Genomic DNA, 22,239 nt, shown 5'->3' on the forward strand with positions numbered 1-22,239 from the left:
GTAGCCGACCGTTTTGTAAAAAGAGGACGTTACGCATGCGCTCACTGCGCCGGGTCGCGATCATTGGCGGCAATCGGATTCCCTTCGCCCGCTCCAACGGCGCCTACGCCACGGCCAGCAACCAGGCGATGCTCACCGCTGCCCTCGAAGGGCTGATCGAACGCTTCGGCCTGCACGGCCTGCAACTGGGCGAGGTGGCAGCCGGGGCGGTGCTCAAGCATTCGCGCGACATGAACCTGACCCGCGAGTGCGTGCTCGGTTCACGATTGTCGGCGCAAACCCCGGCCTATGACTTGCAGCAGGCCTGCGGCACGGGGCTGGAGACAGCCCTGCAGGTGGCCAACAAGATCGCCCTGGGGCAGATCGACAGCGGCATTGCCGGCGGCGTCGACACCACCTCCGATGCACCCATCGCGGTCAACGAAGGCCTGCGCCGCATCCTGCTGCAAGCCAATCGCGGCAAGAACACCGTCGACAAACTCAAGACCTTCCTCAAGCTGCGCCCGGGGCACCTGAAACCGGAGCTGCCTCGCAATGGCGAGCCGCGCACCGGCCTTTCCATGGGCCAGCATTGCGAGTTGATGGCGCAGACCTGGCAGATTCCCCGCCAGGCCCAGGATGAACTGGCCCTGCTCAGTCACCAGCATATGGCGGCAGCCTATGCCGAAGGCTGGCATGACGATCTGCTGACACCGTTCCTGGGCTTGACCCGCGACAACAACCTGCGCGCCGATCTGACCCTGGAAAAGCTCGCCAGCCTCAAGCCGGTGTTCGAACGCAGTGACAAAAGCACACTGACCGCAGGCAACTCAACACCCCTGACCGATGGCGCCTCGGTGGTGCTGCTGGGCAGCGAAGACTGGGCCCGGGCGAACAACCTGCCGGTGCTGGCTTATCTGGTCGATGGCGAAAATGCCGCGGTGGATTTCGTCAAAGGCAAGGAAGGCCTGCTGATGGCGCCGGCCTATGCCGTACCGCGCTTGCTGGCACGCAATGGCCTTAGGCTGCAGGACTTCGACTACTACGAGATTCACGAAGCCTTCGCCGCCCAGGTGTTGTGCACCCTCAAGGCCTGGGAAGATCCCGACTACTGCCGGCAGCGGTTGGGGCTGGATGCGCCCCTGGGCGCGATCGATCGCAGCAAGCTCAACGTCAAGGGCAGTTCGCTGGCCGCCGGGCACCCGTTTGCGGCGACCGGTGGGCGCATCCTGGCCAATATGGCCAAGCTGCTGGCCACGGCGGGCAAGGGCCGCGGCCTGATTTCCATCTGCGCCGCCGGCGGTCAGGGCGTGACCGCGATCATCGAGCGTTGACCACCGCGCCTTGAGCGCCCCCGGCCGGGCGATTGGCGTAGTGCTCGGCCATGATCGAGCAGACGATCAATTGCAGCGGATGGTAGATCATGATCGGTAGCAGGATCAGGCCCAGCCCCGGATGGGCACCGAAGATCAGCACGGCCATCGGCGCCCCGGCCGCCAGGGACTTCTTGCTGGCGCAGAACACTGCCGCCACTTCGTCGGCCGGGCTCAAGCCCAGGAGCCGCGCGCTGCGGGTGGTCAGCCAGAGAATCAACGCCAGCAACAGCGCGCAGCCCAGCAGGGCGGTGAGCAGTACCGCGCTACCTTGCTGCTGCCACATGCCCGAGACCATCGAGTTGCAGAACGCGGCATAGACCAGCAACAGGATCACCAGCTTGTCCAGGATGTTGGTGTAGCGCTTGTGCCGGGCAAAGAAGCGTCCAAACCAGGGCCGCAGCAACTGACCGAGTACCAGCGGCAGCAACAGCAGGGCGCAGAGGTCGAGCAGGGTGGCGCCCAGGTCGATGCCTGCGCTGCCGGTGCCGACCACCAGGCTGACCAGCCAGGGGGTGATGAAGATACCGAGCACGCTGGACAGGCTGGCATTGAGGATCGCCGCCGGTACATTGCCGCCTGCGCTGCCGGTCAGGGCCACGGACGAGGAGATGGTCGAGGGCAGGGCGCACAGGTAGAAGAAACCCAGCATCAGCAAGGCCGGCAACTGGCTGCCCAGCACGCGGTTGGCCAGCCACCAGAGCAGCGGGAAGACCACGAAGGTGAAGCCCTGGACCATCAGGTGCAGGCGGCCGTTCTTCAGACCGTGGCGGATCTGCTCGCTGGACAGGTTGATGCCGTGCAGGAAGAACACCAGGAACACACCGATGTTGATGACGTATTCGGCATGCATTGCCCCGCCACTGCGGCCAACGCCGGGAAACAGCCAGGCCAGGAAGGTGGCGAGGAACATGCCGCAGAGGAACCAGTCGGTTACCACGCGTTTGAGGTGTTTGAGCACTTGCATGGGCGGGCCTTCGAATCATTTTGTAATCATTGAGTCCGCAGGCTACGCTGCGCCCATGATTGCCGTCTTGCGATATAAGGCCAAGTGATGCCGACTAACGGACAACAGCCTTCACCCCGTTCGATTCCTGTGCTGGAGCGCTTGCCCCGCCCGTTGTATGCCCGTGCCGAGAGCCTGGGCGCAGGCTCGTGGACGCCGCGTCACCAGCACGACTGGGTGCAGTTTTCCTACGCCATCAGCGGCGTGCTCGGGGTGTACACCGCCGAGGGCAGTTACTTTGCGCCCCCGCAGTGGGGGGTATGGATTCCCGCCGGGGTCGAACATGAGGTGGTGACCTCGATGCAGGCCGAGATGCGCAGCCTGTATGTGCGCCGCGAACGAGCCAACTGGGCGCCGGGGCACTGCAGGGTGCTGGAGGTGACACCGCTGGCCCGCGAGCTGATCAAGCAGTTCTGCCTGTTGCCGGTGGACTATCCCGAGGGAGACAGCGCTGAAGCGCGGCTGGTCGAGGTTCTGCTCGACCAGTTGCAGGCCTTGCCGCAGGTGGGCTTCTCCCTGCCGTTGCCCCAGCATCCGCGCTTGCTCGGATTGTGCAACGAACTGCTCGCCAACCCGGAGCAGGGCCAGACCCTCGGCCAGTGGGCGCAGCGCCTCAATACCTCGGAAAAGACCCTGATGCGCCTGTTCCAGCGCGAAACCGGCCTGAGCTTTCGTGGCTGGCGCCAGCGCATGCGCCTGCTGTCGTCACTGACCGCCCTGGAGGCCGGCCGCAGTGTCACCGAGGCCGCGCTGGGCTGCGGCTATGATTCCACCTCGGCCTACATCGCCGCCTTCAAGGGCCTGTTCGGCTTCACCCCGGGCGAATTGCGCCTTTAGGTGCGCTGCGCAGGCGCCAGCGCCCGTCGGATCTGGAAATAAAGTCTCAGTGCGGTAAACGCCCCGTATTCATTGGGAAAGACTGCCCGCAGTGACCACTCTGTCGCTTATGTGCAGAAAAAGAATGGCAAGTCGGGCGGTTTGCCGTTACAACGCAGTGCGGTCTTGCTACAGCGAACAGCCGGTGTTGCACCGGTGACCAAAAAAAATCACGTGTCTGGCAGAACAGGACCCCCGACAGAAGCCGATGAAGACTCCAAAACGCATTGAACCACTGGTTGAAGATGGACTGGTCGACGAGGTACTGCGGCCCTTGATGAGTGGCAAGGAGGCCGCCGTGTACGTGGTGCGCTGCGGTCGGGAACTCAGGTGCGCCAAGGTCTACAAGGAAGCCAACAAACGCAGCTTCCGCCAGGCCGCCGAGTACCAGGAAGGGCGCAAGGTGCGTAACAGCCGCCAGGCCCGGGCCATGGCCAAGGGCTCGCGGTACGGGCGCAAGGAAGCCGAGGATGCCTGGCAGAACGCCGAGGTGGCCGCGCTGTTCCGCCTGGCCAATGCCGGCGTACGGGTGCCCAGACCCTACGACTTTCTCGACGGCGTGCTGCTCATGGAACTGGTGGCCGACGAGTACGGCGATGCCGCGCCACGGCTCAACGACGTGCACCTGGAACCCGAACAGGCACGCGAGTATCACGCCTTCGTGATCCGCCAGATCGTGCTGATGCTCTGCGCCGGGCTGGTACACGGCGACCTGTCGGAGTTCAACGTGCTGCTGGGCCCGGAAGGCCCGGTGATCATCGACCTGCCCCAGGCGGTGGATGCGGCGGGCAACAACCATGCCTTCAGCATGCTCGAGCGCGATGTCGGCAACATGGCCGCCTATTTCGGGCGTTTTGCCCCGGAGCTCAAGCAGACCCGCTATGCCCGGGAAATGTGGGCCCTGTACCAGGCCGGCGAATTGACCCCGCAAAGCGAACTCAGCGGGCGCTTCCAGGAAGACCTGCGCCACGCCGATGTCGCCGGGGTGATGCGCGAAATCGACGCGGCTCGTTTCGACGAGGCCAGGCGCCGTGCGGCCCGCCACGAGGCCGAGCACGGGCCGAAGAAAGACGACGAGCCCGCGCCGCCGTGGATGCAGTAAGCGGTCAGTGACAGCAACTGCCGCCGGCTGCCAGGTCCTTGAGGATCGGGCAGTCCGGACGGTCGTCGCCCTGGCAATGGGCAACCAGCTCGCTGAGGGTGTCACGCAGGCTCACCAGTTCCTCGATGCGCCGGTTCAGGTCATCGATGTGCTGCTTGGCCAGGGCCTTCACATCGGCGCTGGCGCGCTGGCGGTCCTGCCACAGGGTTAGCAGGCGGGCGACTTCCTCCAGTGAGAACCCCAGGTCACGGGAGCGCTTGATAAAGGCCAGGCTGTGCAGGTCCTCCTGCTGGTACAGGCGATAGCCGCTGTCGCTGCGCAGGGCCGGCTTGAGCAGGCCGATGGACTCGTAATAGCGGATCATCTTGGCGCTCAGCCCGGAGCGGCGAGCAGCTTGACCGATGTTCATTGGGCGTCGTCCTGTGGCGGGGTTTCGGGTTTCCAGGTCTTGAGCCAGAGCGCATTACTGACCACGCTGACACTCGACAGGGCCATCGCCGCGCCCGCCAGCACCGGGTTGAGCATGCCGAAGGCGGCCAGGGGAATGCCGATCAGGTTGTAGATAAAGGCCCAGAACAGGTTCTGGCGAATTTTCGCATAGGTCTTGCGGCTGATCTCCAGGGCGGCCGGCACCAGGCGCGGGTCACCGCGCATCAGGGTGATGCCGGCGGCCTGCATGGCCACGTCGGTGCCACCGCCCATGGCGATGCCGATGTCGGCTGCGGCCAGGGCCGGGGCATCGTTGATGCCGTCGCCGACCATGGCCACCACGCCCGACTGCTTGAGGGCACTGACGGTCGCGGCCTTGTCGGCGGGCAGCACTTCGGCGTACACATCTTCGATGTTCAGGGCCGTGGCCACGACCTGGGCGCTGCCTCGGTTGTCACCGGTCAGCAGGTGGCTGCTGATGCCTTGCCCGGTCAGCTGCCGCACAGCCTGGCCGGCGCCGGGCTTGAGACTGTCGCCAAAGGCGAACAGGCCCAGCACGCGCAACTGCGGGCTGCGCTCGATCAACCAGGACAGGGTCCGACCTTCGGCTTCCCAGTCCTTGGCGCTGATGGCCAGGTCGCCCGGTTGCAGGCCGCTCTCTTCGAGCAGGCGACGGTTGCCCAGGGCCAGGTCACGGCCCTCCAGCGTACCGGCGATACCGCGCCCGGTCAGCGACTGGCTATTGCTGATGTCGGCAACCGCCAGGCCTTGTTCGGCACAGGCATCGAGCACCGCCTTGGCCAGTGGGTGTTCGCTGCCGCGCTGCAGGGCGCCGGCCAGTTGCAGCAGCTCGGCCGGGCTGCCGACGGCCGCCTGGCTGTGGACAATGCGCGGGCTGCCTGAGGTGAGGGTGCCCGTCTTGTCGAACACCACGCGGTTGACGGCGTAGGCACGCTCCAGCGCTTCGGCGTCCTTGATCAGGATGCCGTGACGGGCGGCGACCCCGGTACCGGCCATGATCGCCGTTGGCGTTGCCAGGCCCAGGGCACAAGGACAAGCGATCACCAGCACGGCGACCGCGTTGATCAACGCGGTTTCCATCGGCGCACCGGCCAGCCACCAGCCGACCAGGGTAATCAGGGCCAGGACCAGTACGGCAGGGACGAACACCTGGCTGACCCGATCCACCAGTTTCTGGATCGGTGCCTTGGCGGCCTGGGCGTCTTCCACCAGGCGGATGATGCGTGCCAGAACGGTTTCGGTGCCCAGGGCCAAGGTGCGTACCAGCAGGCGGCCTTCGCCGTTGATGGCGCCACCGGTGACCTTGTCGCCCACCTGCTTGGGCACCGGCAGGCTTTCACCGCTGATCAGGGCTTCGTCGGCATGGCTCTGGCCTTCGACCACTTCGCCATCCACCGGGAAGCGTTCGCCGGGCTTGACCACGACCAGGTCGCGCAGGCGCAGTTCGCTGATCGCCACATCACGCTCCTGGCCATCGACCAGCAGCAGGGCGCGTTCCGGACGCAGGGCTTCCAAGGCCCGGATGGCGCTGGCGGTCTGGCGCTTGGCGCGGCTTTCCAGGTACTTGCCGAGCAGGACCAGGGCAATCACCACGGCCGAAGCCTCGAAGTACAGGTGTGGCATGGTGCCAGCCTCGGCCTGCGCCCATTCATAGAGGCTCAGGCCGTAGCCGGCGCTGGTGCCGATGGCGACCAGCAGGTCCATGTTGCCGGCGCCGGCACGCACGGCCTTCCAGGCGGCGACGTAGAAGCGCGCACCCAGGATGAACTGCACTGGCGTGGCCAGCACGAACTGCGCCCAGGCGGGCAGCATCCAGTGCACGCCAAAGGGTTGCAGGACCATCGGCAGCACCAGGGGCAGGGCCAGCAGCACGGCCAGCGCCACCGACCAGCGCTCCTTGCGCAGGCGGCCTTCGGCGTCGGCCTGGGTGGCCTTGCCGGTCTGCGGCAGGCTGGCCGAATAGCCGGCCCGGGTAACGGCGTCGATCAGCACGCTGCTGTCGAGCTGGCCGAGCAGTTGCAGATGGGCGCGTTCATTGGCCAGGTTGACGCTGACCTGTTGCACACCTGGCACTTTGGCCAGGGCGCGTTCGACCCGACCTGCGCAGGAGGCGCAGGTCATGCCGCCGATCTGCAGCTCGAGGGTCTGGCTTGGCACATGGTAGCCGGCCTGCTCGACGGCCTCGACCAGGGCCGGGAGGCTATCGGCAGGGGCCTGGATGCGGGCCTGTTCGGTGGCCAGGTTGACGCTGACCTGTTCGGCGCCGCTGACCTTGCGCAGGGCGCGTTCGACCCGCCCAGCACAGCTGGCGCAGGTCATGCCGGCAATCGGCAGATCGAAAGTGGTAGATGCAGACATGGGCACTCCTCCTTGGACAGGCCACCAGCATCAACCTTGCCATGCAGGGAAGGTCAATAGCCCAATCCCGACCTGATCAGCTTGAGGCCATTCTGATCGACCGCGATCCGGTATTTATTGATCTGACCGGCCTGCAGGCGCAATCGGGTGCTGCGTTGGTTCTCGATGCCTGGCTGGCAGCCCGGCACTTGCCCGGGCAGGTAGCGCAGGCGCACATCCAGCTCACCCGGGGGCAGGTTGAACGAGGTCGACTGCTCCTGGAACACCCGACCGGCCAACTGGTCGTTGAGGTACACGCCAATCTCGCAGGAGGTCGCCACTTCCAGGCGCTCGCGGGAAATGATCAGAATGCTGTAGTCGCTTGGCCCCGCGGCGCTGGCCTGGGTGAACAGGCCGAAAATGCCCAGCAGGCCGAAAAGGCCCGAAGCTGCCCTGCGCATGAAATGAAACTCCTGCATCGTCAATCGTCAGGTTCGCAGCTTGGCCGACCCGGACGATGATTTCCAGCCCGGCAGCGTCGCGAAGATCTTGACCTTGCCCCGATGGCAAGCTTGAGACTGTGCTCAAACCCAACAGGAGGCAGTCACCATGCAAGTGTTCAATGTACAAGGAATGACCTGCGGCCATTGCGTCAAGGCCGTGACCCGTGCCCTGCAGGCCGAAGATGCAGAGGCGGTGGTCGAAGTCGATCTGGCACACAAGCAGGTCAAGGTACAGAGTTGGCTCAAGGCGCCGGAGATTCTCCAGCTGATCCATGACGCCGGCTATCAGGCCGCAGCAGTCTGAGGACTGTCGGCCCGCATTGTGGATAAAAGATTTACAGTGCGGGCCCAACTCTTCGCAGCGCAACCGAAGCGGGACGGTTAGACTAGCAGACTTGCTTAGCCTGCTATGGATTTCCGATGAACCTGCGAACCATCCTGATTCTCGGCGCCTTGAGTGCGTTCGGGCCCCTGGCGATCGATTTCTACCTGCCAGGTTTCCCGGCCATGGCACTGGCCTTCGGTACCGACGAGAAACACATCCAGACCACCCTGGCCGCCTATTTCCTCGGCCTGTCTCTGGGCCAGCTGGCCTATGGGCCGGTGGCCGACCGTTTCGGCCGGCGGATTCCGCTGTTGGTCGGCGTCAGTCTGTTTACCTTGGCCTCGGTAGCCTGCGCCTTTGCCCCGAACCTCGATGCGCTGATCCTGGCGCGCTTCGTCCAGGCCCTGGGCGGTTGTGCCGGCATGGTGCTGTCGCGGGCGATCGTCAGTGACAAGTGCGATGCGGTGGCCTCGGCCAAGGTGTTCTCGCAACTGATGCTGGTGATGGGCCTTGCGCCGATCCTCGCGCCGATGCTGGGCGGGGTGCTGGTCAACCTGTATGGCTGGCAGTCGATCTTCATTGCCCTGACCCTGTTCAGCGCCTTGTGCACGGTGGCCGTTGCCGCGGGCCTGCCGGAAAGCCTGCCGGCCACGGTGCCGCGCCAGCCATTGTCGGGTGCCCTGCGCCAGTACGGGCGACTGCTCAAGGACCGGGTGTTCCTCGGCCACGCCTTGACCGGCGGTATCGCCATCGCCGGCATGTTCTCCTATATCGCCGGCTCACCCTTCGTGTTCATCAAGCTCTATGGCGTACCGCCGGAGCACTATGGCTGGCTGTTCGGCAGCAATGCCGCCGGTTTCATCCTGGTGGCGCAGGTCAACGCGCGGCTGCTGGCCAAGCGCGGGCCGGCGTTCCTGCTGGTGCGTACGGTGTGGGTCTACCTGGCGGCGGGCCTGAGCTTGCTGGCGATCAGTGCCCTGCATCCGGCCATGCTCTGGCCGCTGCTGATTCCGTTGTTCGTCTGTATTGCCAGCCTGGGCTGCATCATTCCCAATGCCTCGGCTTGTGCCATGAACGGGCAGGGGGCTCGGGCAGGCAGTGCGTCGGCGTTGCTCGGTTGTCTGCAGTTCAGTGTCGCCGCCGGTGCCGCAGCATTGGTGGGCGTGCTGCACGATGGCAGCGCGGTGCCCATGGCCCTGGTGATCAGCCTGTGTGGACTGGGGGCGGCAGGCATGGCGATGGCCACCCGTCGCTTGCAGCTCAGCCGATCCGTTTGAGCGAGTGCGGGGCCTGCAGGCGGGTCTGCAAGGTGTTGACGAAGGCGCGGGCTTCGGCCTCGCTGCGAAAACTCACCACATGCTGGTCCAGCCGGACTTGCCATGGGCAGCCTGGTTTTTGGGCGGATGCGCTGACTTGAATGATCATCGTTGCGTACCTGCGGTTGGCGTTGGCTGAAGAATTGTAGCGCTGCCGGCCTGCAGGGGAATGACCTGCGTCAGCTGTCGGACTGACGGTCACGCCCACCCCGCAGCCGGGGTGGGCGACTTGTTTCAGAACCCTTCGAGGACGATCTTGCCCTTGGCCGTGCCGCTTTCGAGCAAGGCATGGGCGCGGCGCAGGTTGGCCGCGTTGATGGTGCCGAAGTGCTCGCCCAGGGTGGTTTTCAGGGTGCCGGCATCGACCAGTTCGGCGACCCGCTCGAGCAGCTTGTGCTGTTCGATCATGTCGGCGGTTTCGAACAGCGAGCGGGTGTACATGAACTCCCAGTGCAGCGACAGGCTCTTGCGCTTGAGCAGGCCGATGTCCAGTTGCTTGGGATCATCGATCAGCGCCAGTTTGCCTTGTGGTGCCAGGGCCTCGACCAGTTGCGGCAGGTGCTGGTCGGTCTGGGTCAGGCTGGCCACGTGGGTAACCTGTTCGATGCCGGCCGCCTTCAGCGCCTGGGCCAGCGGCTGGCGGTGGTCGATGACCTGATCGGCGCCCAGTTGGCGTACCCAGTCCTGGGTCTCTGGACGTGAGGCGGTGCCGATCACGGTCAGCCCGGTCAACTGGCTGGCCAGTTGGGTCAGGATCGAGCCGACCCCGCCAGCGGCGCCGACGATCAGCAGGCGCTGGTCCTGGTCGTCCCGGCCTTCGGCGATTTGCAGGCGCTCGAACAACAGTTCCCAGGCCGTGATCGCCGTCAATGGCAGGGCGGCCGCTTCGGCGAAACCGAGGGTTTTCGGCATGTGGCCGACGATCCGCTCATCCACCACATGCAGTTCGCTGTTGCCGCCGGCGCGGGCGATGGAGCCTGCGTAGTAGACCTTGTCGCCCGGCTGGAACAGGCTGACGTCGCGGCCCACCGCCTTGACCACACCGGCTACGTCCCAGCCCAGCACCTTGGCAATGCCCGCTTCAGGCTGCACATTCTGGCGCACCTTGGTGTCCACCGGGTTGACCGAGATGGCGCGCACCTCTACCAGCAGATCCCGTGGGCCGGGCTCAGGGGCGGGAAGCTCGATGTCCTGCAGGGCAGCGGGGTCGGTAATGGGCAGGGAGTGGTAGTAGGCAATGGCCTTCATGGCAGTGCTCCTCAAAGGGGGATGGATGGCCGACATGATTGGCGCTTTCAATTCTGGTTAAAAGCCGTTAGAACCGCAGATACTTTCAATAATATTTTGATAATGGTGGTTGTCCGGTGCGATTCGATGACCTGACGCTGTTTGTGCGTGCTGCCGAACTGGGCAGCCTCTCGGCTGCGGCGCGCTTGCTTGACCTGTCGCCTGCAGTGGCCAGTGCCGCGCTCAAGCGCCTGGAACAGCAACTGGGCACCCGGCTGCTGGCGCGTTCCACGCGCAACCTGCGCCTGACCGCCGAAGGGGAGGGTTTCCTGCTGCATGCCCGCCAGGCCCTGGGCAGCCTGGAAGAAGGGCGCCGGCAGTTGGCCCGGGGCAAGGATGAGGTCAGCGGTGTGCTGCAGTTGTCCGCGCCCTCGGACTTTGGTCGCAATGTTTTGTTGCCCTGGCTCGATGAGCTGCAACGTGAACATCCAAGGCTCTCGGTGCGTCTGCTGCTGGGCGACCGCAATGCCGACCTGTTTCGCCAGGCGGCCGACATCGCCCTGCGCTATGGCGCCCCGGAGGACTCAAGCCTGGTAGCCTTGCCACTGTGTCCGGACAACCGGCGCGTGCTGTGCGCGGCGCCCGCCTACCTGGCACGCCATGGTGAACCGAAGGATGTGGACCAACTGACGCAGCACAATTGCCTGCTCTACCAGTTGGGCTCGCGCGTTCACGACCACTGGCGGTTTGGCCGTGGTGCACAGGAAACGGGGCTGACCGTCAGCGGCGACCGCTTCTGCGATGATGCCGATGTGGTCCGGCGCTGGGCGCTCGCCGGTGTCGGGATCGCTTACAAATCCTGGCTGGATGTGGCCTCCGATGTACGGGCAGGGCGGCTGAAGGTGTTGCTCGGGCATCTGGAGGGAGAACCTGCGCCACTCAACTTGATGTGCACCCACCGCGCGCAACTGGGTAAACCCGTGCAACTGCTGCGCAACCTGCTCAGGGAACGCTGCCAGGCACTGCTCGAACAGTTGACTGGCTTGAGTCGTTAATCTTCTTTGTTAAGTTGTTTGTCTTAAAGACATTACCTATTTATACGTGGTACTTGATAACTGATGTTGTAGGTTTTATTTCTTGATATTTTTGCTCCCAGTTATTGAAGCGAGTAATCGGCATGTGTAGGCCGGGGCTTGGCCTTAAACGTTTCCAATCATGTTCGACTCAACTTTCTGGTCCGCAGCAGCCAAGGTTTGCAAGAGCAGGCCAGGTTTTACCGGAACTGTACCGCAAAGGTGGGGGCCTGCCTGTGCAAGGCGGCTTATAATGGGCTCAGCAGCCATTTCCAGCGAGAGATACTTCCATGCCCAATGCTGGCGAGTACCGTCTCTCACCTGACATTGGCTGGCATGAGCCCCGGCGGGCTGCTTGTCAACATTCAGCGAGGTTCACCTTCGCAACTTCCAGTCATTCTGGCATCGGAAACTTCGCAGTAAGTGCTGCTGACCTGTTTATTGACTCGATATCAGATGTTATCTCGCAGGGAGTTGAGATATGAAACCTGTAACAAGTATCAGCCAGATAGCCAGCCTGCTTGCCGATCCTAAACGCAGTGCGATGCTCTGGGCCTTGATCGACGGCATGGCGCGTCCCTCCGATGAACTGGCCGACATGGTCGGGCTGAGTCCTTCTTCGGCCTGTGCACACCTGGCCAGGCTGTCGGCCAGTGGTTTGCTCAAGCTCGAACCCCGGGGGCGAAAGCGCTATTTCAGACTGGCCGGGCCTGAAGTAGGGGCTGCAGTGGAAGCCCTGGCCAGTGTGCAGGTCACTGCGCGGGAAACGGGGGCGTCCCAGTCCGATACCGGCATACCCTTGTCCATGCGTCGGGCCCGGTTGTGTGGCGATCACCTGGGCGGAGAGCTTGCGGCCGATCTGTATCAGCGCCTGTTCGTCGCCGGCTGGCCCGATGGTACGGAGCAGCAGATCGAGGTGACCCTCGAAGGTCGCGCCCAGTTTGCCCGTCATGGCATCTTCATCGAGGCGCTGGCCCATTATCAACGCAGAAGCGTCAGCAGTTGTCGATGCTGCAGCGAATGGAGCGATCACCGTCCCCATCTGGGCGGCGCGCTGGGCAGCAGCTTGCTGAAACTGTTCATGCAGTCTGGCTGGATACGTGAAAGTGAAACATCGCGGATGCTGCAGATCAGCGCGGCCGGCCTGCACCAGATCAACCGGATTGCCCAGCCGTTGACCTTGTTGTCTGCAAGCTAGAACGCCAACAGCGACGCCTGGGGACAGGCGTCGTTTGGGGGGATCCTGCGAGCGCCTTACGCCGATCGCAGCCTGCGGCAGCGGTTACGGCTTGATCAGGCGGGCATCCAGGCTGTTTTGCGCCAGGCGGCGCGCCTGGTCCTGGGTCATGCCCAGGTGGGTGTGCAGGGCATGGAAGTTCTCGGTGACATATCCACCGAAGTAAGCCGGGTCATCCGAGTTCACCGTGACCTTCACGCCACGCTCGAGCATCTCCAGGATGTTGTGCTGGCTCATGTGGTCGAACACGCACAGCTTGGTGTTGGACAGCGGGCAGACGGTGAGCGGGATTTGTTCATCGATGATCCGCTGCATCAGCCGCTCGTCTTCGATGGCACGCACACCGTGGTCGATCCGCTGGATCTTGAGCAGGTCCAGGGCTTCCCAGATGTATTCGGGCGGGCCTTCCTCACCGGCGTGGGCGACGGTCAGGAAGCCTTCGCTACGGGCACGGTCGAACACGCGCTGGAACTTGCTCGGCGGGTGGCCCATTTCCGAGCTGTCCAGGCCGACAGCGATAAAGGCATCGCGAAACGGCAGGGCCTGGTCGAGGGTCTTGTGTGCTTCTTCTTCGCTAAGGTGGCGCAGGAAGCTGAGGATCAGGCCGCTGCTGATGCCCAGTTGTTCACGACCATCCTTGAGGGCGCGGCTGATGCCGTCGAGCACCACTTTGAAAGGAATACCGCGATCGGTATGGGTCTGCGGGTCGAAGAACGGTTCGGTGTGAATCACATTCTGCGCCTTGCAACGCTGCAGGTAGGCCCAGGTCAGGTCGTAGAAATCCTGCTCGGTGCGCAGCACGTCGGCGCCCTGGTAATAGAGGTCGAGAAACTCTTGCAGGTTGTTGAACGCATACGCCGCGCGCAGGGTTTCGACATCGCTCCAGGGCAGGGCGATCTTGTTGCGTTCGGCTAGGGCGAACAGTAGTTCGGGCTCCAGCGATCCTTCCAGGTGCAGGTGCAGTTCTGCCTTGGGCAGCGCGTTAAGCCAGTCGTACATAAGTGGAATATCTCATCAGGTGCGGTTGGCTCCATTCTACAGGGCTTGCGGCCAGGTGGCGGAGAAAGTGGACCGGCTGGTCCATGCCCTTTCCCGCCACCGTGGCTACCCTCAGCCGGCAATCAACTGCGCGGCCGCCTGGCGGTGGTCGGCGATCAGACCCTGGACGTCCAGGCCCTCGATCTGGCCATCGATCACCCGCCACACACCTGCGATCATGACCCGGTCGGCACGGTCGGCGCCGCACAACAGCAGTGCCGACAACGGGTCGTGGCTGCCGGAGAAGCGCAGTTCGTCGAGCTTGAACAGCGCCAGGTCAGCCTGCTTGCCCACCGCCAGCTCACCGATATCGCTGCGACCGAGCAACTGCGCCGAACCACGAGTGGCCCAGCCCAGGGCACGCTCCGGAGTGATGGCTTCGGCACCGTAGCGCAGGCGCTGCAGGTACAGAGCCTGGCGGGCTTCGAGGATCATGTTGGAGGCGTCGTTGGAGGCCGAGCCGTCCACACCCAGGCCAACCGGGGCGCCGGCGTCGGTCAGATCGACGGTCGGGCAGATGCCCGAAGCCAGGCGCATGTTCGAGCTCGGGCAATGGCAGATACCGGTGCCGGCCGCGCCAAGGCGGGCAATTTCATCCGGGTTGAAGTGAATGCCGTGGGCCAGCCAGGTACGCGGGCCGAGCCAGCCGACGCTGTCCAGGTAATCCACGGTACGCAGGCCGAAGCGTTGCAGGCAGAAGTCTTCTTCATCGAGGGTTTCAGCCAGGTGGGTGTGCAGGCGCACGTCCAGCTCTTCGGCAAGGCTGGCACTGGCGCGCATGATTTCCGGCGTCACCGAGAAGGGCGAGCAGGGCGCCAGGGCGATCTGGATCTGTGCGCCTTCGCCGCGTTCGTGGTAGCTGTGGATAAGTCGCTGGCTGTCGGCCAGGATCACTTCGCCTTGCTGTACGGTCTGTTGCGGTGGCAGGCCTCCGTCGGCCTCGCCCAGGCTCATGGAGCCGCGGGTGAGCATGGCGCGCATGCCCAGGGTGCGCACGGCTTCGACTTGCACATCGATGGCGTTTTCCAGGCCATCGGGGAACAGGTAGTGATGGTCGGCGGCGGTGGTGCAGCCCGACAGCAAGAGTTCGGCCAGGGCCACGCGGCTGGCCAGTTCCAGCTTGGCCGGGGTCAGGCGGGCCCAGACCGGATAGAGGGTCTTGAGCCAGGGGAACAGCGGCTGGTTGACCACCGGCGCCCAGGCACGGGTCAGGGTCTGGTAGAAGTGGTGGTGGGTGTTGATAAGTCCGGGCAGCACCACGTGTTCGCGGGCGTCGAAGACTTGTCCACAGGGTGTGGACGGAGACTCGCCAAGGGCGAGGACTTCAGCGATGCGGCCGTCTTCAAGGACCAGGCCGCCACGGGCGTCGAGGCTGTTGGCGGTGAAGATGGCAAGCGGGTTTTTCAACCAGATACGGGTCGCAGGCATGGTGCCGGCTCCTCTGAAAGTGGGTTCAGGTTAGCCAGCTCAGTGTTGCCCTGTCTGCTGATCCAGGTTCGCCGCGGTGGGCGCGACGTGAAGTCTACACCCACCGCGAGGGAATTCACCAGATCAGCGCTTCGCCCCTGTAGTTGATGAACTTCAGGCCGCCTTTGCCCGCCTGGGCCTTGACCTGTTCGACCATGCCGCGGGTACTGGTGGCGACATCGATGTCGGCACCTTCGCCGCCCATGTCGGTCTTGACCCAGCCCGGGTGCATGGCCAGTACGCTGAGCGAGGTCTCGCCCAACTGCACCACGAAGCTGTTGATCATCGAGTTCAGTGCGGCCTTGCTGGCTTTGTACAAGGCTAGCTCCGGCGCATCGGGAATGCTCACGCTACCCAGCACCGAGCTCATGAAGGCGATCACACCGCCGGTCCGGTTCAGCTGTGGAGCAAACCGCTGGGCCACGCGGATCGGCGCCACGCTGTTGGTCATGAACAGCTCGCCGACGTCGGCCAGCCGGGCGTTCTCCGGGTCCTGGTCATCCGGCCCCTTGACCCCGGCGTTGACGAACAGCAGGTCGAAGGTCTTGCCCTTGAGGTCATGTTGTAGGGAGTCGAGTTGCTCGGCGCTGTTCATTTCCAGCGTCTTGACCTCGACCCCGGCGATTGCCGCCAGTGCTGGCGCGCGGGCGGGGTCGCGCACCGTGGCGACGACATCCCAGCCATCTTCCTTCAAGCGCTGCACCAGCCCGAGGCCGAGGCCGCGCGAGGCGCCGATGATCAGTGCGGTTTTGTTCGGGGCCATGGGGACTCCTTTCATGGGGATATTGGTCAAAGATTAACCAGTCTAGCCAAGCTGTGGCCAAACGGGCCATTGGCGCAGGGACGCACGGCTTATCCACAGTTTGCTCCACAGTATCTGTGAGCAAGCGCCGTCGATGGATATAAGGACCTTCAGCGTACCTCCCAGGGGCCATAACTGGGGATAACTGACTGATTTTTGGGCAGTTGACGCGCTGTCATCAAATCTTGATCAAATTATGATCGTTTGCGTGCAGGCCACGCCATTCAAGGCTTTCAGGCGAATGCCCCAAGCTTATCCACAGCCGGGCCCACAGTGAATGTGGGCAAATGCTCAGGCCCGTTGCAGCAGGATTCGGCCGCGGCTCAGGTCCGCCAGTTGACGTTGCAGTGGTTCGATCTGTTCCTCGCCCACGGCCAGCAGCAGGTCGACGCCGTTGGCGGTGAAGCCTTCCTCCAGTACCAGGCCGTCCGCTTCGGCCACCCGCAACTTGAGCAGGGCCAGTTCGCTGAAGGTGCAGCTGCAACGGATTTCGCTGCGGCTGACCAGCAAGCGTTTTTCCGCCTGTTGCAGGCATTTGTTGGCGCCGCCGCCATAGGCACGGGCCAGGCCGCCAGTGCCCAGTTGAATGCCGCCGTACCAGCGGATCACCAGCACCACCACCTGATCGCAATCCTGGGCCTCGATGGCCGCCAGGATCGGGCGCCCGGCAGTGCCGCCGGGTTCGCCGTCGTCGCTGCTGCGGTACTGCGCGCCCAGTTTCCAGGCCCAGCAGTTGTGGGTGGCGGCCAGGTCGCTGTGCTGCTCGATGAAGCTCATGGCTTCAGCGGCGCTGCTGATCGGCGCGGCTAGGGTGATGAAGCGGCTCTTGCGAATCTCTTCGCGAAATTCGCAGGTGTCGAGCAGGGTAAAAGGCATAAACGCAGGTTCAGTCGGGAAGTTTCAGGCCGCAGCCTTTGAGAATGATGTGGGTAAGATTGTTGCTGGCGTCTTCCATGTCCTGCTTGGTCAGGCGACTACGGCCGGTGACCTGGCAGATCTGGGTGGCGAAGTCGGCGTAGTGCTGGGTGCTGCCCCAGAGCAGGAAGATCAGGTGCACAGGGTCGACGCGGTCCATCTTGCCGGCGTCGATCCAGGCCTGGAACACCGCGGCGCGGCCCTTGAACCAGTCGCGGTAGTCCTGGCTGAAATAGTCGCTCAGGCACTGCCCGCCGCTGATGATCTCCATGGCGAAGATCCGCGAGGCCTGCGGGTTACGCCGGGAGAACTCCATCTTTGTACGGATGTAGGTGCTCAGCGCCTGGGCCGGATCGTCCTCGACGTTCAGGGCGTTGAAGGTGCTGTCCCACAACTCGATGATATTGCTCAGCACCGCCACATACAGGCCGAGCTTGTTGGTGAAGTAGTAGTGCAGGTTGGCCTTGGGCAACCCCGCCTTCAGGGCAATGGTGTTCATGCTGGTGCCCTTGAAGCCGTGACGGGCGAACTCGTCCTCGGCCGCCTGGATGATGGCTTGCTCGTTCTTCTGGCGAATGCGGCCGGCGGGCTTGCCCGGGGCGTTGATACGATGCGCAGGGACTTCGAAGGACATGGGCGGTTCCAGACAAGGCAATGGTTATCTTTTCTGAGGGGCTAACCTACCAGCATTAGCGCTCAGCGAGTAGCTGCCAGGCTCTCCAGAAAACTTTCCAGGACCAGGTGCGGGCGCCGGCCTTTGCGCGTTACCCAGCACAGGCTCAGGTCATAGAAGCGTTGCGCAGGCTTGAGTGCGCGCAAGCGGCCTTGTTGTACCCAGAAGGTGGCGTAGTGATCGGGCAGGTAGCCGATGTAGCGGCCGGTGAGGATCAGAAAGGCCATGCCTTCGCGGTCCGAGGCGCTGGCGGTGCAGTTGAGGGCCTGGTAGTGCGCCTGGATCTCGGCCGGCAGACGGAAGGTCGGGGCAATCGCATCCTGGGCATTGAGGCGTTCATCGTCCAACTGGCGGTCGTCGGCATAGAACAGCGGATGGCCGACTGCGCAGTAGAGCAGAGAGCGTTCACTGTACAGCGGCTGGTACTCAAGGCCCGACAGTGGGCTGGTCTGCGGCACCACGCCAACGTGCAGGCTGCCGTCGAGCACGCCCTGCTCGACCTGGCTGGGGGCGATCATGCGGATCTGGATGCGTACGTCCGGGCCGCGGTCCTTGAGCTGGGCCAGGGCGTGGGTGATGCGCATGTGCGGCAGGGTCACCAGGTTGTCGGTCAGGCCAATGTTCAGCTCGCCGCGCAAGTGCTGGTGCAGGCCGTTGACCTCAGTGCGAAAACTCTCCAGGGCACTGAGTAATTGCAGCGCGGAGTGATACACCTCGCGGCCTTCCTCGGTCAGGGAAAACCCCGCACGCCCGCGCTGGCACAGGCGCAAGCCCAGGCGTTGCTCCAGGTCGCTCATCTGCTGGCTGATCGCCGAGCGACCGATGCCCAGAACGTTTTCCGCTGCCGAAAAGCCGCCGCATTCCACTACGCTGCGGTAAATCTTGAGCAAGCGGATGTCAAAATCGCTGACCTGGGCAAGGGGATCGGGGCGACGGCTCATAGTTTAGTGATCCGCTATCTGAAGATTAGAAGAGTTGGCTTTTTCAGACTTTATCCTCGTGACAATTTAGCTGCAACAACACTTGTCGCTGCTCAATTGCCTTGCGAGGACTTGCCCGATGAATCTGCCTGAAAACGCTCCTGTCGGTCTGGCCAGCCAGCTCAAGCTGGACGCCCACTGGATGCCCTATACCGCCAACCGCAATTTTCAGCGCGATCCACGGCTGATCGTCGCCGCCGAAGGCAGCTACCTGACCGACGACAAAGGTCGCAAGATCTACGACGCCCTGTCCGGCCTTTGGACCTGCGGTGCCGGTCATACCCGCAAGGAAATCCAGGAAGCGGCCGCCCGCCAGTTGGGTGTGCTCGATTACTCGCCAGCGTTCCAGTTCGGTCACCCGCTGTCGTTCCAGCTGGCGGAGAAAATCACCGAGCTGACCCCGGGCAACCTCAATCACGTTTTCTACACCAACTCCGGTTCCGAGTGCTGCGATACCGCGGTGAAAATGGTCCGTGCCTACTGGCGCCTGAAGGGCCAGGCCACCAAGACCAAGCTGATCGGTCGTGCCCGTGGCTACCATGGGGTCAACATTGCCGGCACCAGCCTGGGCGGCGTGAACGGCAACCGCAAACTGTTCGGCCAACTGCTGGACGTCGACCACATTCCGCATACCGTGCTGCCGGGCAACGCCTTCACCAAAGGCATGCCGGAGGAGGGCGGTATTGCCCTGGCCGATGAAATGCTCAAGCTGATCGAGCTGCACGATGCCTCGAACATCGCGGCACTGATCGTCGAGCCGCTGGCAGGTTCGGCCGGTGTGCTGCCACCACCGAAGGGCTACCTCAAGCGTCTGCGTGAAATCTGCGACCAGCACAACATCCTGCTGATCTTCGATGAAGTGATCACCGGTTTTGGCCGCATGGGCGCCATGACCGGCGCCGAAGCCTTCGGTGTCACCCCGGACCTGATGTGCATCGCCAAGCAAGTCACCAACGGCGCCATCCCGATGGGCGCGGTGATCGCCAGCAGCGAGATCTACCAGACCTTCATGAACCAGCCGACCCCGGAATATGCGGTGGAATTCCCCCACGGCTACACCTACTCGGCGCACCCGGTTGCCTGTGCCGCCGGTATCGCCGCGCTGGACCTGCTGCAGAAGGAAAACCTGGTGCAGGCCGCCGCCGAACTGGCACCGCACTTCGAGAAAGTGCTGCATGGTGTGAAAGGCGCGAAGAACATCATCGACATCCGTAACTACGGCCTGGCCGGTGCCATCCAGATCGCCGCCCGTGATGGCGACGCCATCGTGCGTCCGTACGAGATCGCCATGAAGCTGTGGCAAGCCGGCTTCTATGTGCGCTTCGGTGGCGACACCCTGCAGTTCGGCCCGACCTTCAACAGCCAGCCACAGGAACTGGATCGCTTGTTCGACGCGGTCGGCGAGGCCATCAACCAGGTCGCCTGATTTCTTCACCTATATAAGAAGCGCACGCCAGTGGCCTGGCGTTCGCGCACACATTTTCGATGGAGTTCTGCATGAGCACTGTTCAACACCTGATCAATGGCGAGCTGGTCGCTGCCGACGAGCGCACCGCCGATGTCTTCAACCCGTCCACTGGCCAGGCCATCCACAAGGTCGCCCTGGCCAGCAAGCAAACCGTGCAACAGGCCATCGACGCCGCCAAGGCTGCTTTCCCGGCCTGGCGCAACACGCCACCGGCCAAGCGCGCCCAAGTGATGTTCCGCTTCAAGCAACTGCTGGAGCAAAACGAAGCGCGTATCTCCCAGCTGATCAGCCAGGAGCACGGCAAGACCCTGGAAGACGCCGCCGGTGAACTCAAGCGCGGTATCGAGAACGTCGAGTACGCCTGCGCCGCCCCGGAAGTGCTCAAAGGTGAATACACCCGCAACGTCGGTCCGAACATCGATGCCTGGTCCGACTTCCAACCCCTGGGCGTGGTTGCCGGTATCACCCCGTTCAACTTCCCGGCCATGGTGCCGCTGTGGATGTACCCACTGGCCATTGCCTGCGGTAACTGCTTCATCCTCAAACCGTCCGAGCGTGATCCAAGCTCGACCCTGCTGATCGCTGAACTGCTGCACGAAGCCGGCCTGCCCAAGGGCGTGCTGAACGTGGTGCATGGCGACAAGGAAGCGGTCGACGCGCTGATCGAGGCGCCTGAGGTCAAGGCCCTGAGCTTCGTCGGTTCGACCCCGATCGCCGAGTACATCTATGCCGAAGGCACCAAGCGTGGCAAGCGCGTCCAGGCCTTGGGCGGTGCGAAGAACCACGCGGTGCTGATGCCGGATGCCGACCTGGACAACGCCGTGAGCGCATTGATGGGGGCGGCTTACGGCTCCTGTGGTGAGCGTTGCATGGCCATCTCCGTGGCGGTGTGCGTTGGCGACCAGGTGGCGGACGCACTGATTGCCAAACTCGTACCACAGATCAAAGCGCTGAAGATCGGTGCCGGTACTTCCTGTGGCCTGGACATGGGGCCGCTGGTCACCGCTGCAGCCCGTGACAAAGTGGTTGGCTACATCGATGACGGCGTTGCCGCTGGCGCGCAGCTGGTGGTCGATGGTCGTGGCTACCGTGTCGCCGGCAACGAAGATGGCTACTTCGTCGGTGGCACCCTGTTCGACCGCGTCACCCCTGAAATGCGCATCTACAAGGAAGAGATCTTCGGGCCGGTCCTGTGCGTCGTGCGGGTCAACAGCCTGGAACAGGCAATGCAGCTGATCAACGAGCACGAGTACGGCAACGGTACCTGCATCTTCACCCGTGACGGTGAAGCGGCGCGCCTGTTCTGTGACGAGATCGAAGTGGGCATGGTCGGCGTCAACGTACCGCTGCCGGTACCGGTGGCTTACCACAGCTTTGGTGGCTGGAAGCGTTCGCTGTTCGGTGACCTGCATGCCTATGGTCCGGACGGTGTGCGTTTCTACACCCGTCGCAAGGCGATTACCCAGCGCTGGCCGCAACGTGCCAGCCATGAGGCTTCGCAGTTCGCCTTCCCTAGCCTTTAAGGCGGGGAGGAACAAAAGGGGAGGCCGTCAGGCCTCCCCTTTGCTTTTGGGGCTTTTGACCTTTGTGACAGGTTTGTTGCAGTTAGTGCTTGACGCCCCGTTTTATCTCTCTATAATTCGCCCCACTTCCGGCGTAGTCGAAACGGAAAACTCCTTGAGAATCAACGAGTTGAATGTTTCAGGTGGTGCCGGAAGGGCTTCGATCGAAAGATCGGCAGCGGTGAAAAGGTGGTTGACAGCGGTTTGAAACGCTGTAGAATTCGCCTCCCGCTGACGAGAGATCGCAGCGAGTCAAGTGGTTGAAGTTAAACGAAAAACTTCAAAATAAACGCTTGACACACTCTGAGGAAAGCGTAGAATGCGCGCCTCGGCTGAAGCGAAAAGCTTCAACCAACGCTCTTTAACAATCGAATCAAGCAATTCGTGTGGGTGCTTGTGAAATCAGACTGATAGTCACAAAGATTATCAGCATCACAAGTGACTACATGAGCAATCATATAGTTCATTTTGAGATTGCTGAGCCAAGTTTAGGGTTTCTTAAAAACCCAAGCAGTATTGAACTGAAGAGT

General features: G+C 63.2%; 21 protein-coding genes. 9 read left to right on the forward strand and 12 right to left on the reverse strand.

What is annotated here, in order from left to right; genetic code table 11:
* The first annotated feature begins 35 nt into the window (after positions 1–35).
* Positions 36–1,313 carry an acetyl-CoA C-acetyltransferase gene (locus tag ACIQUS_RS03615; RefSeq protein WP_403042953.1) on the forward strand — a complete coding sequence of 426 codons (1,278 nt, stop codon included), beginning with the start codon at positions 36–38 and terminating at the stop codon, positions 1,311–1,313.
* Here the strand turns inward: ACIQUS_RS03615 and ACIQUS_RS03620 are convergent.
* Positions 1,300–2,319, reverse strand: coding sequence for a bile acid:sodium symporter family protein (locus ACIQUS_RS03620; protein WP_403042955.1), 1,020 nt, complete (start codon positions 2,317–2,319; stop codon positions 1,300–1,302). The two genes, ACIQUS_RS03615 and ACIQUS_RS03620, sit on opposite strands and share 14 nt — an antisense overlap.
* An 87-nt stretch (positions 2,320–2,406) precedes the next feature.
* Between ACIQUS_RS03620 and ACIQUS_RS03625 the strand changes: the two genes are divergently transcribed.
* Together ACIQUS_RS03625 and ACIQUS_RS03630 are read left to right on the forward strand one after the other, a co-directional pair.
* The gene (locus tag ACIQUS_RS03625; protein WP_403042957.1) at positions 2,407–3,195 is read left to right on the forward strand and encodes an AraC family transcriptional regulator; all 789 of its coding nucleotides are present in this window, start codon (positions 2,407–2,409) and stop codon (positions 3,193–3,195) included.
* A gap of 247 nt (positions 3,196–3,442) precedes the next feature.
* Positions 3,443–4,336, forward strand: a complete 894-nt coding sequence (locus ACIQUS_RS03630) for a PA4780 family RIO1-like protein kinase (RefSeq protein WP_403042959.1) — start codon at positions 3,443–3,445, stop codon at positions 4,334–4,336.
* 4 nt (positions 4,337–4,340) lie between these two features.
* On the opposite strand, the gene cueR is transcribed toward ACIQUS_RS03630, so the two are convergent.
* The 3 genes from cueR to ACIQUS_RS03645 are packed head-to-tail and all read right to left on the reverse strand — an operon-like array spanning position 4,341 to position 7,584.
* Positions 4,341–4,745 (reverse strand): Cu(I)-responsive transcriptional regulator, encoded by a 405-nt coding sequence (cueR, locus tag ACIQUS_RS03635; RefSeq protein WP_403042961.1) that lies wholly within the window; start codon positions 4,743–4,745, stop codon positions 4,341–4,343.
* The gene (locus ACIQUS_RS03640) at positions 4,742–7,144 is read right to left on the reverse strand and encodes a heavy metal translocating P-type ATPase (RefSeq protein ID WP_403042964.1); all 2,403 of its coding nucleotides are present in this window, start codon (positions 7,142–7,144) and stop codon (positions 4,742–4,744) included. Before ACIQUS_RS03640 ends, cueR begins: the two co-directional genes overlap by 4 nt.
* 53 nt (positions 7,145–7,197) lie before the next feature.
* On the reverse strand, positions 7,198–7,584 hold the full coding sequence (locus ACIQUS_RS03645) for a hypothetical protein (protein WP_403042966.1): 387 nt from the start codon (positions 7,582–7,584) through the stop codon (positions 7,198–7,200).
* 148 nt (positions 7,585–7,732) lie between these two features.
* On the opposite strand from ACIQUS_RS03645, the gene ACIQUS_RS03650 reads away from it, so the two are divergent.
* Together ACIQUS_RS03650 and ACIQUS_RS03655 are read left to right on the forward strand one after the other, a co-directional pair.
* Entirely contained in the window at positions 7,733–7,930 is a 198-nt protein-coding gene (locus tag ACIQUS_RS03650; protein WP_403042968.1) for a heavy-metal-associated domain-containing protein, read from the forward strand.
* A gap of 116 nt (positions 7,931–8,046) precedes the next feature.
* Positions 8,047–9,228 (forward strand): multidrug effflux MFS transporter, encoded by a 1,182-nt coding sequence (locus ACIQUS_RS03655; protein ID WP_403042971.1) that lies wholly within the window; start codon positions 8,047–8,049, stop codon positions 9,226–9,228.
* Here the strand turns inward: ACIQUS_RS03655 and ACIQUS_RS03660 are convergent.
* On the reverse strand, positions 9,212–9,376 hold the full coding sequence (locus ACIQUS_RS03660; protein ID WP_403042973.1) for a hypothetical protein: 165 nt from the start codon (positions 9,374–9,376) through the stop codon (positions 9,212–9,214). The two genes, ACIQUS_RS03655 and ACIQUS_RS03660, sit on opposite strands and share 17 nt — an antisense overlap.
* A gap of 125 nt (positions 9,377–9,501) precedes the next feature.
* A complete protein-coding gene (locus ACIQUS_RS03665; protein ID WP_403042975.1) occupies positions 9,502–10,515 on the reverse strand; it encodes a zinc-binding alcohol dehydrogenase family protein in 1,014 nt (337 codons plus the stop codon).
* 116 nt (positions 10,516–10,631) lie between these two features.
* Here ACIQUS_RS03665 and ACIQUS_RS03670 point away from each other — a divergent pair, with 116 nt between their 5' ends.
* Entirely contained in the window at positions 10,632–11,549 is a 918-nt protein-coding gene (locus tag ACIQUS_RS03670; RefSeq protein ID WP_403042977.1) for a LysR family transcriptional regulator, read from the forward strand.
* A 499-nt stretch (positions 11,550–12,048) separates the two neighbouring features.
* Entirely contained in the window at positions 12,049–12,765 is a 717-nt protein-coding gene (locus ACIQUS_RS03675; protein WP_403042979.1) for an ArsR/SmtB family transcription factor, read from the forward strand.
* An 84-nt stretch (positions 12,766–12,849) separates the two neighbouring features.
* On the opposite strand, the gene ACIQUS_RS03680 is transcribed toward ACIQUS_RS03675, so the two are convergent.
* From ACIQUS_RS03680 to ACIQUS_RS03705, 6 genes are all read right to left on the reverse strand, one after another.
* Entirely contained in the window at positions 12,850–13,803 is a 954-nt protein-coding gene (locus ACIQUS_RS03680) for an adenosine deaminase (protein ID WP_403042981.1), read from the reverse strand.
* Positions 13,804–13,914: 111 nt separating this feature from the next.
* Positions 13,915–15,270: an 8-oxoguanine deaminase gene (locus tag ACIQUS_RS03685; RefSeq protein ID WP_403042983.1), complete on the reverse strand. Its 1,356-nt coding sequence runs from the start codon at positions 15,268–15,270 to the stop codon at positions 13,915–13,917.
* Between the two features lie 115 nt (positions 15,271–15,385).
* A complete protein-coding gene (locus ACIQUS_RS03690; protein WP_403042985.1) occupies positions 15,386–16,072 on the reverse strand; it encodes an SDR family oxidoreductase in 687 nt (228 codons plus the stop codon).
* Between the two features lie 330 nt (positions 16,073–16,402).
* A complete protein-coding gene (locus ACIQUS_RS03695; protein ID WP_403042987.1) occupies positions 16,403–16,987 on the reverse strand; it encodes an IMPACT family protein in 585 nt (194 codons plus the stop codon).
* Between the two features lie 10 nt (positions 16,988–16,997).
* Entirely contained in the window at positions 16,998–17,660 is a 663-nt protein-coding gene (locus tag ACIQUS_RS03700; RefSeq protein WP_403042989.1) for a TetR/AcrR family transcriptional regulator, read from the reverse strand.
* 62 nt (positions 17,661–17,722) lie between these two features.
* Positions 17,723–18,640 carry a LysR family transcriptional regulator gene (locus ACIQUS_RS03705; protein ID WP_403042991.1) on the reverse strand — a complete coding sequence of 306 codons (918 nt, stop codon included), beginning with the start codon at positions 18,638–18,640 and terminating at the stop codon, positions 17,723–17,725.
* Between the two features lie 118 nt (positions 18,641–18,758).
* On the opposite strand from ACIQUS_RS03705, the gene ACIQUS_RS03710 reads away from it, so the two are divergent.
* A complete protein-coding gene (locus ACIQUS_RS03710; protein ID WP_403042993.1) occupies positions 18,759–20,105 on the forward strand; it encodes an aspartate aminotransferase family protein in 1,347 nt (448 codons plus the stop codon).
* Positions 20,106–20,176: 71 nt separating this feature from the next.
* Positions 20,177–21,670: a CoA-acylating methylmalonate-semialdehyde dehydrogenase gene (locus tag ACIQUS_RS03715; protein ID WP_403042996.1), complete on the forward strand. Its 1,494-nt coding sequence runs from the start codon at positions 20,177–20,179 to the stop codon at positions 21,668–21,670.
* Positions 21,671–22,239 lie beyond the last annotated feature (569 nt).

Source organism: Pseudomonas sp. NPDC090755, assembly GCF_044769005.1.
In the GTDB taxonomy this organism is placed as follows: domain Bacteria; phylum Pseudomonadota; class Gammaproteobacteria; order Pseudomonadales; family Pseudomonadaceae; genus Aquipseudomonas.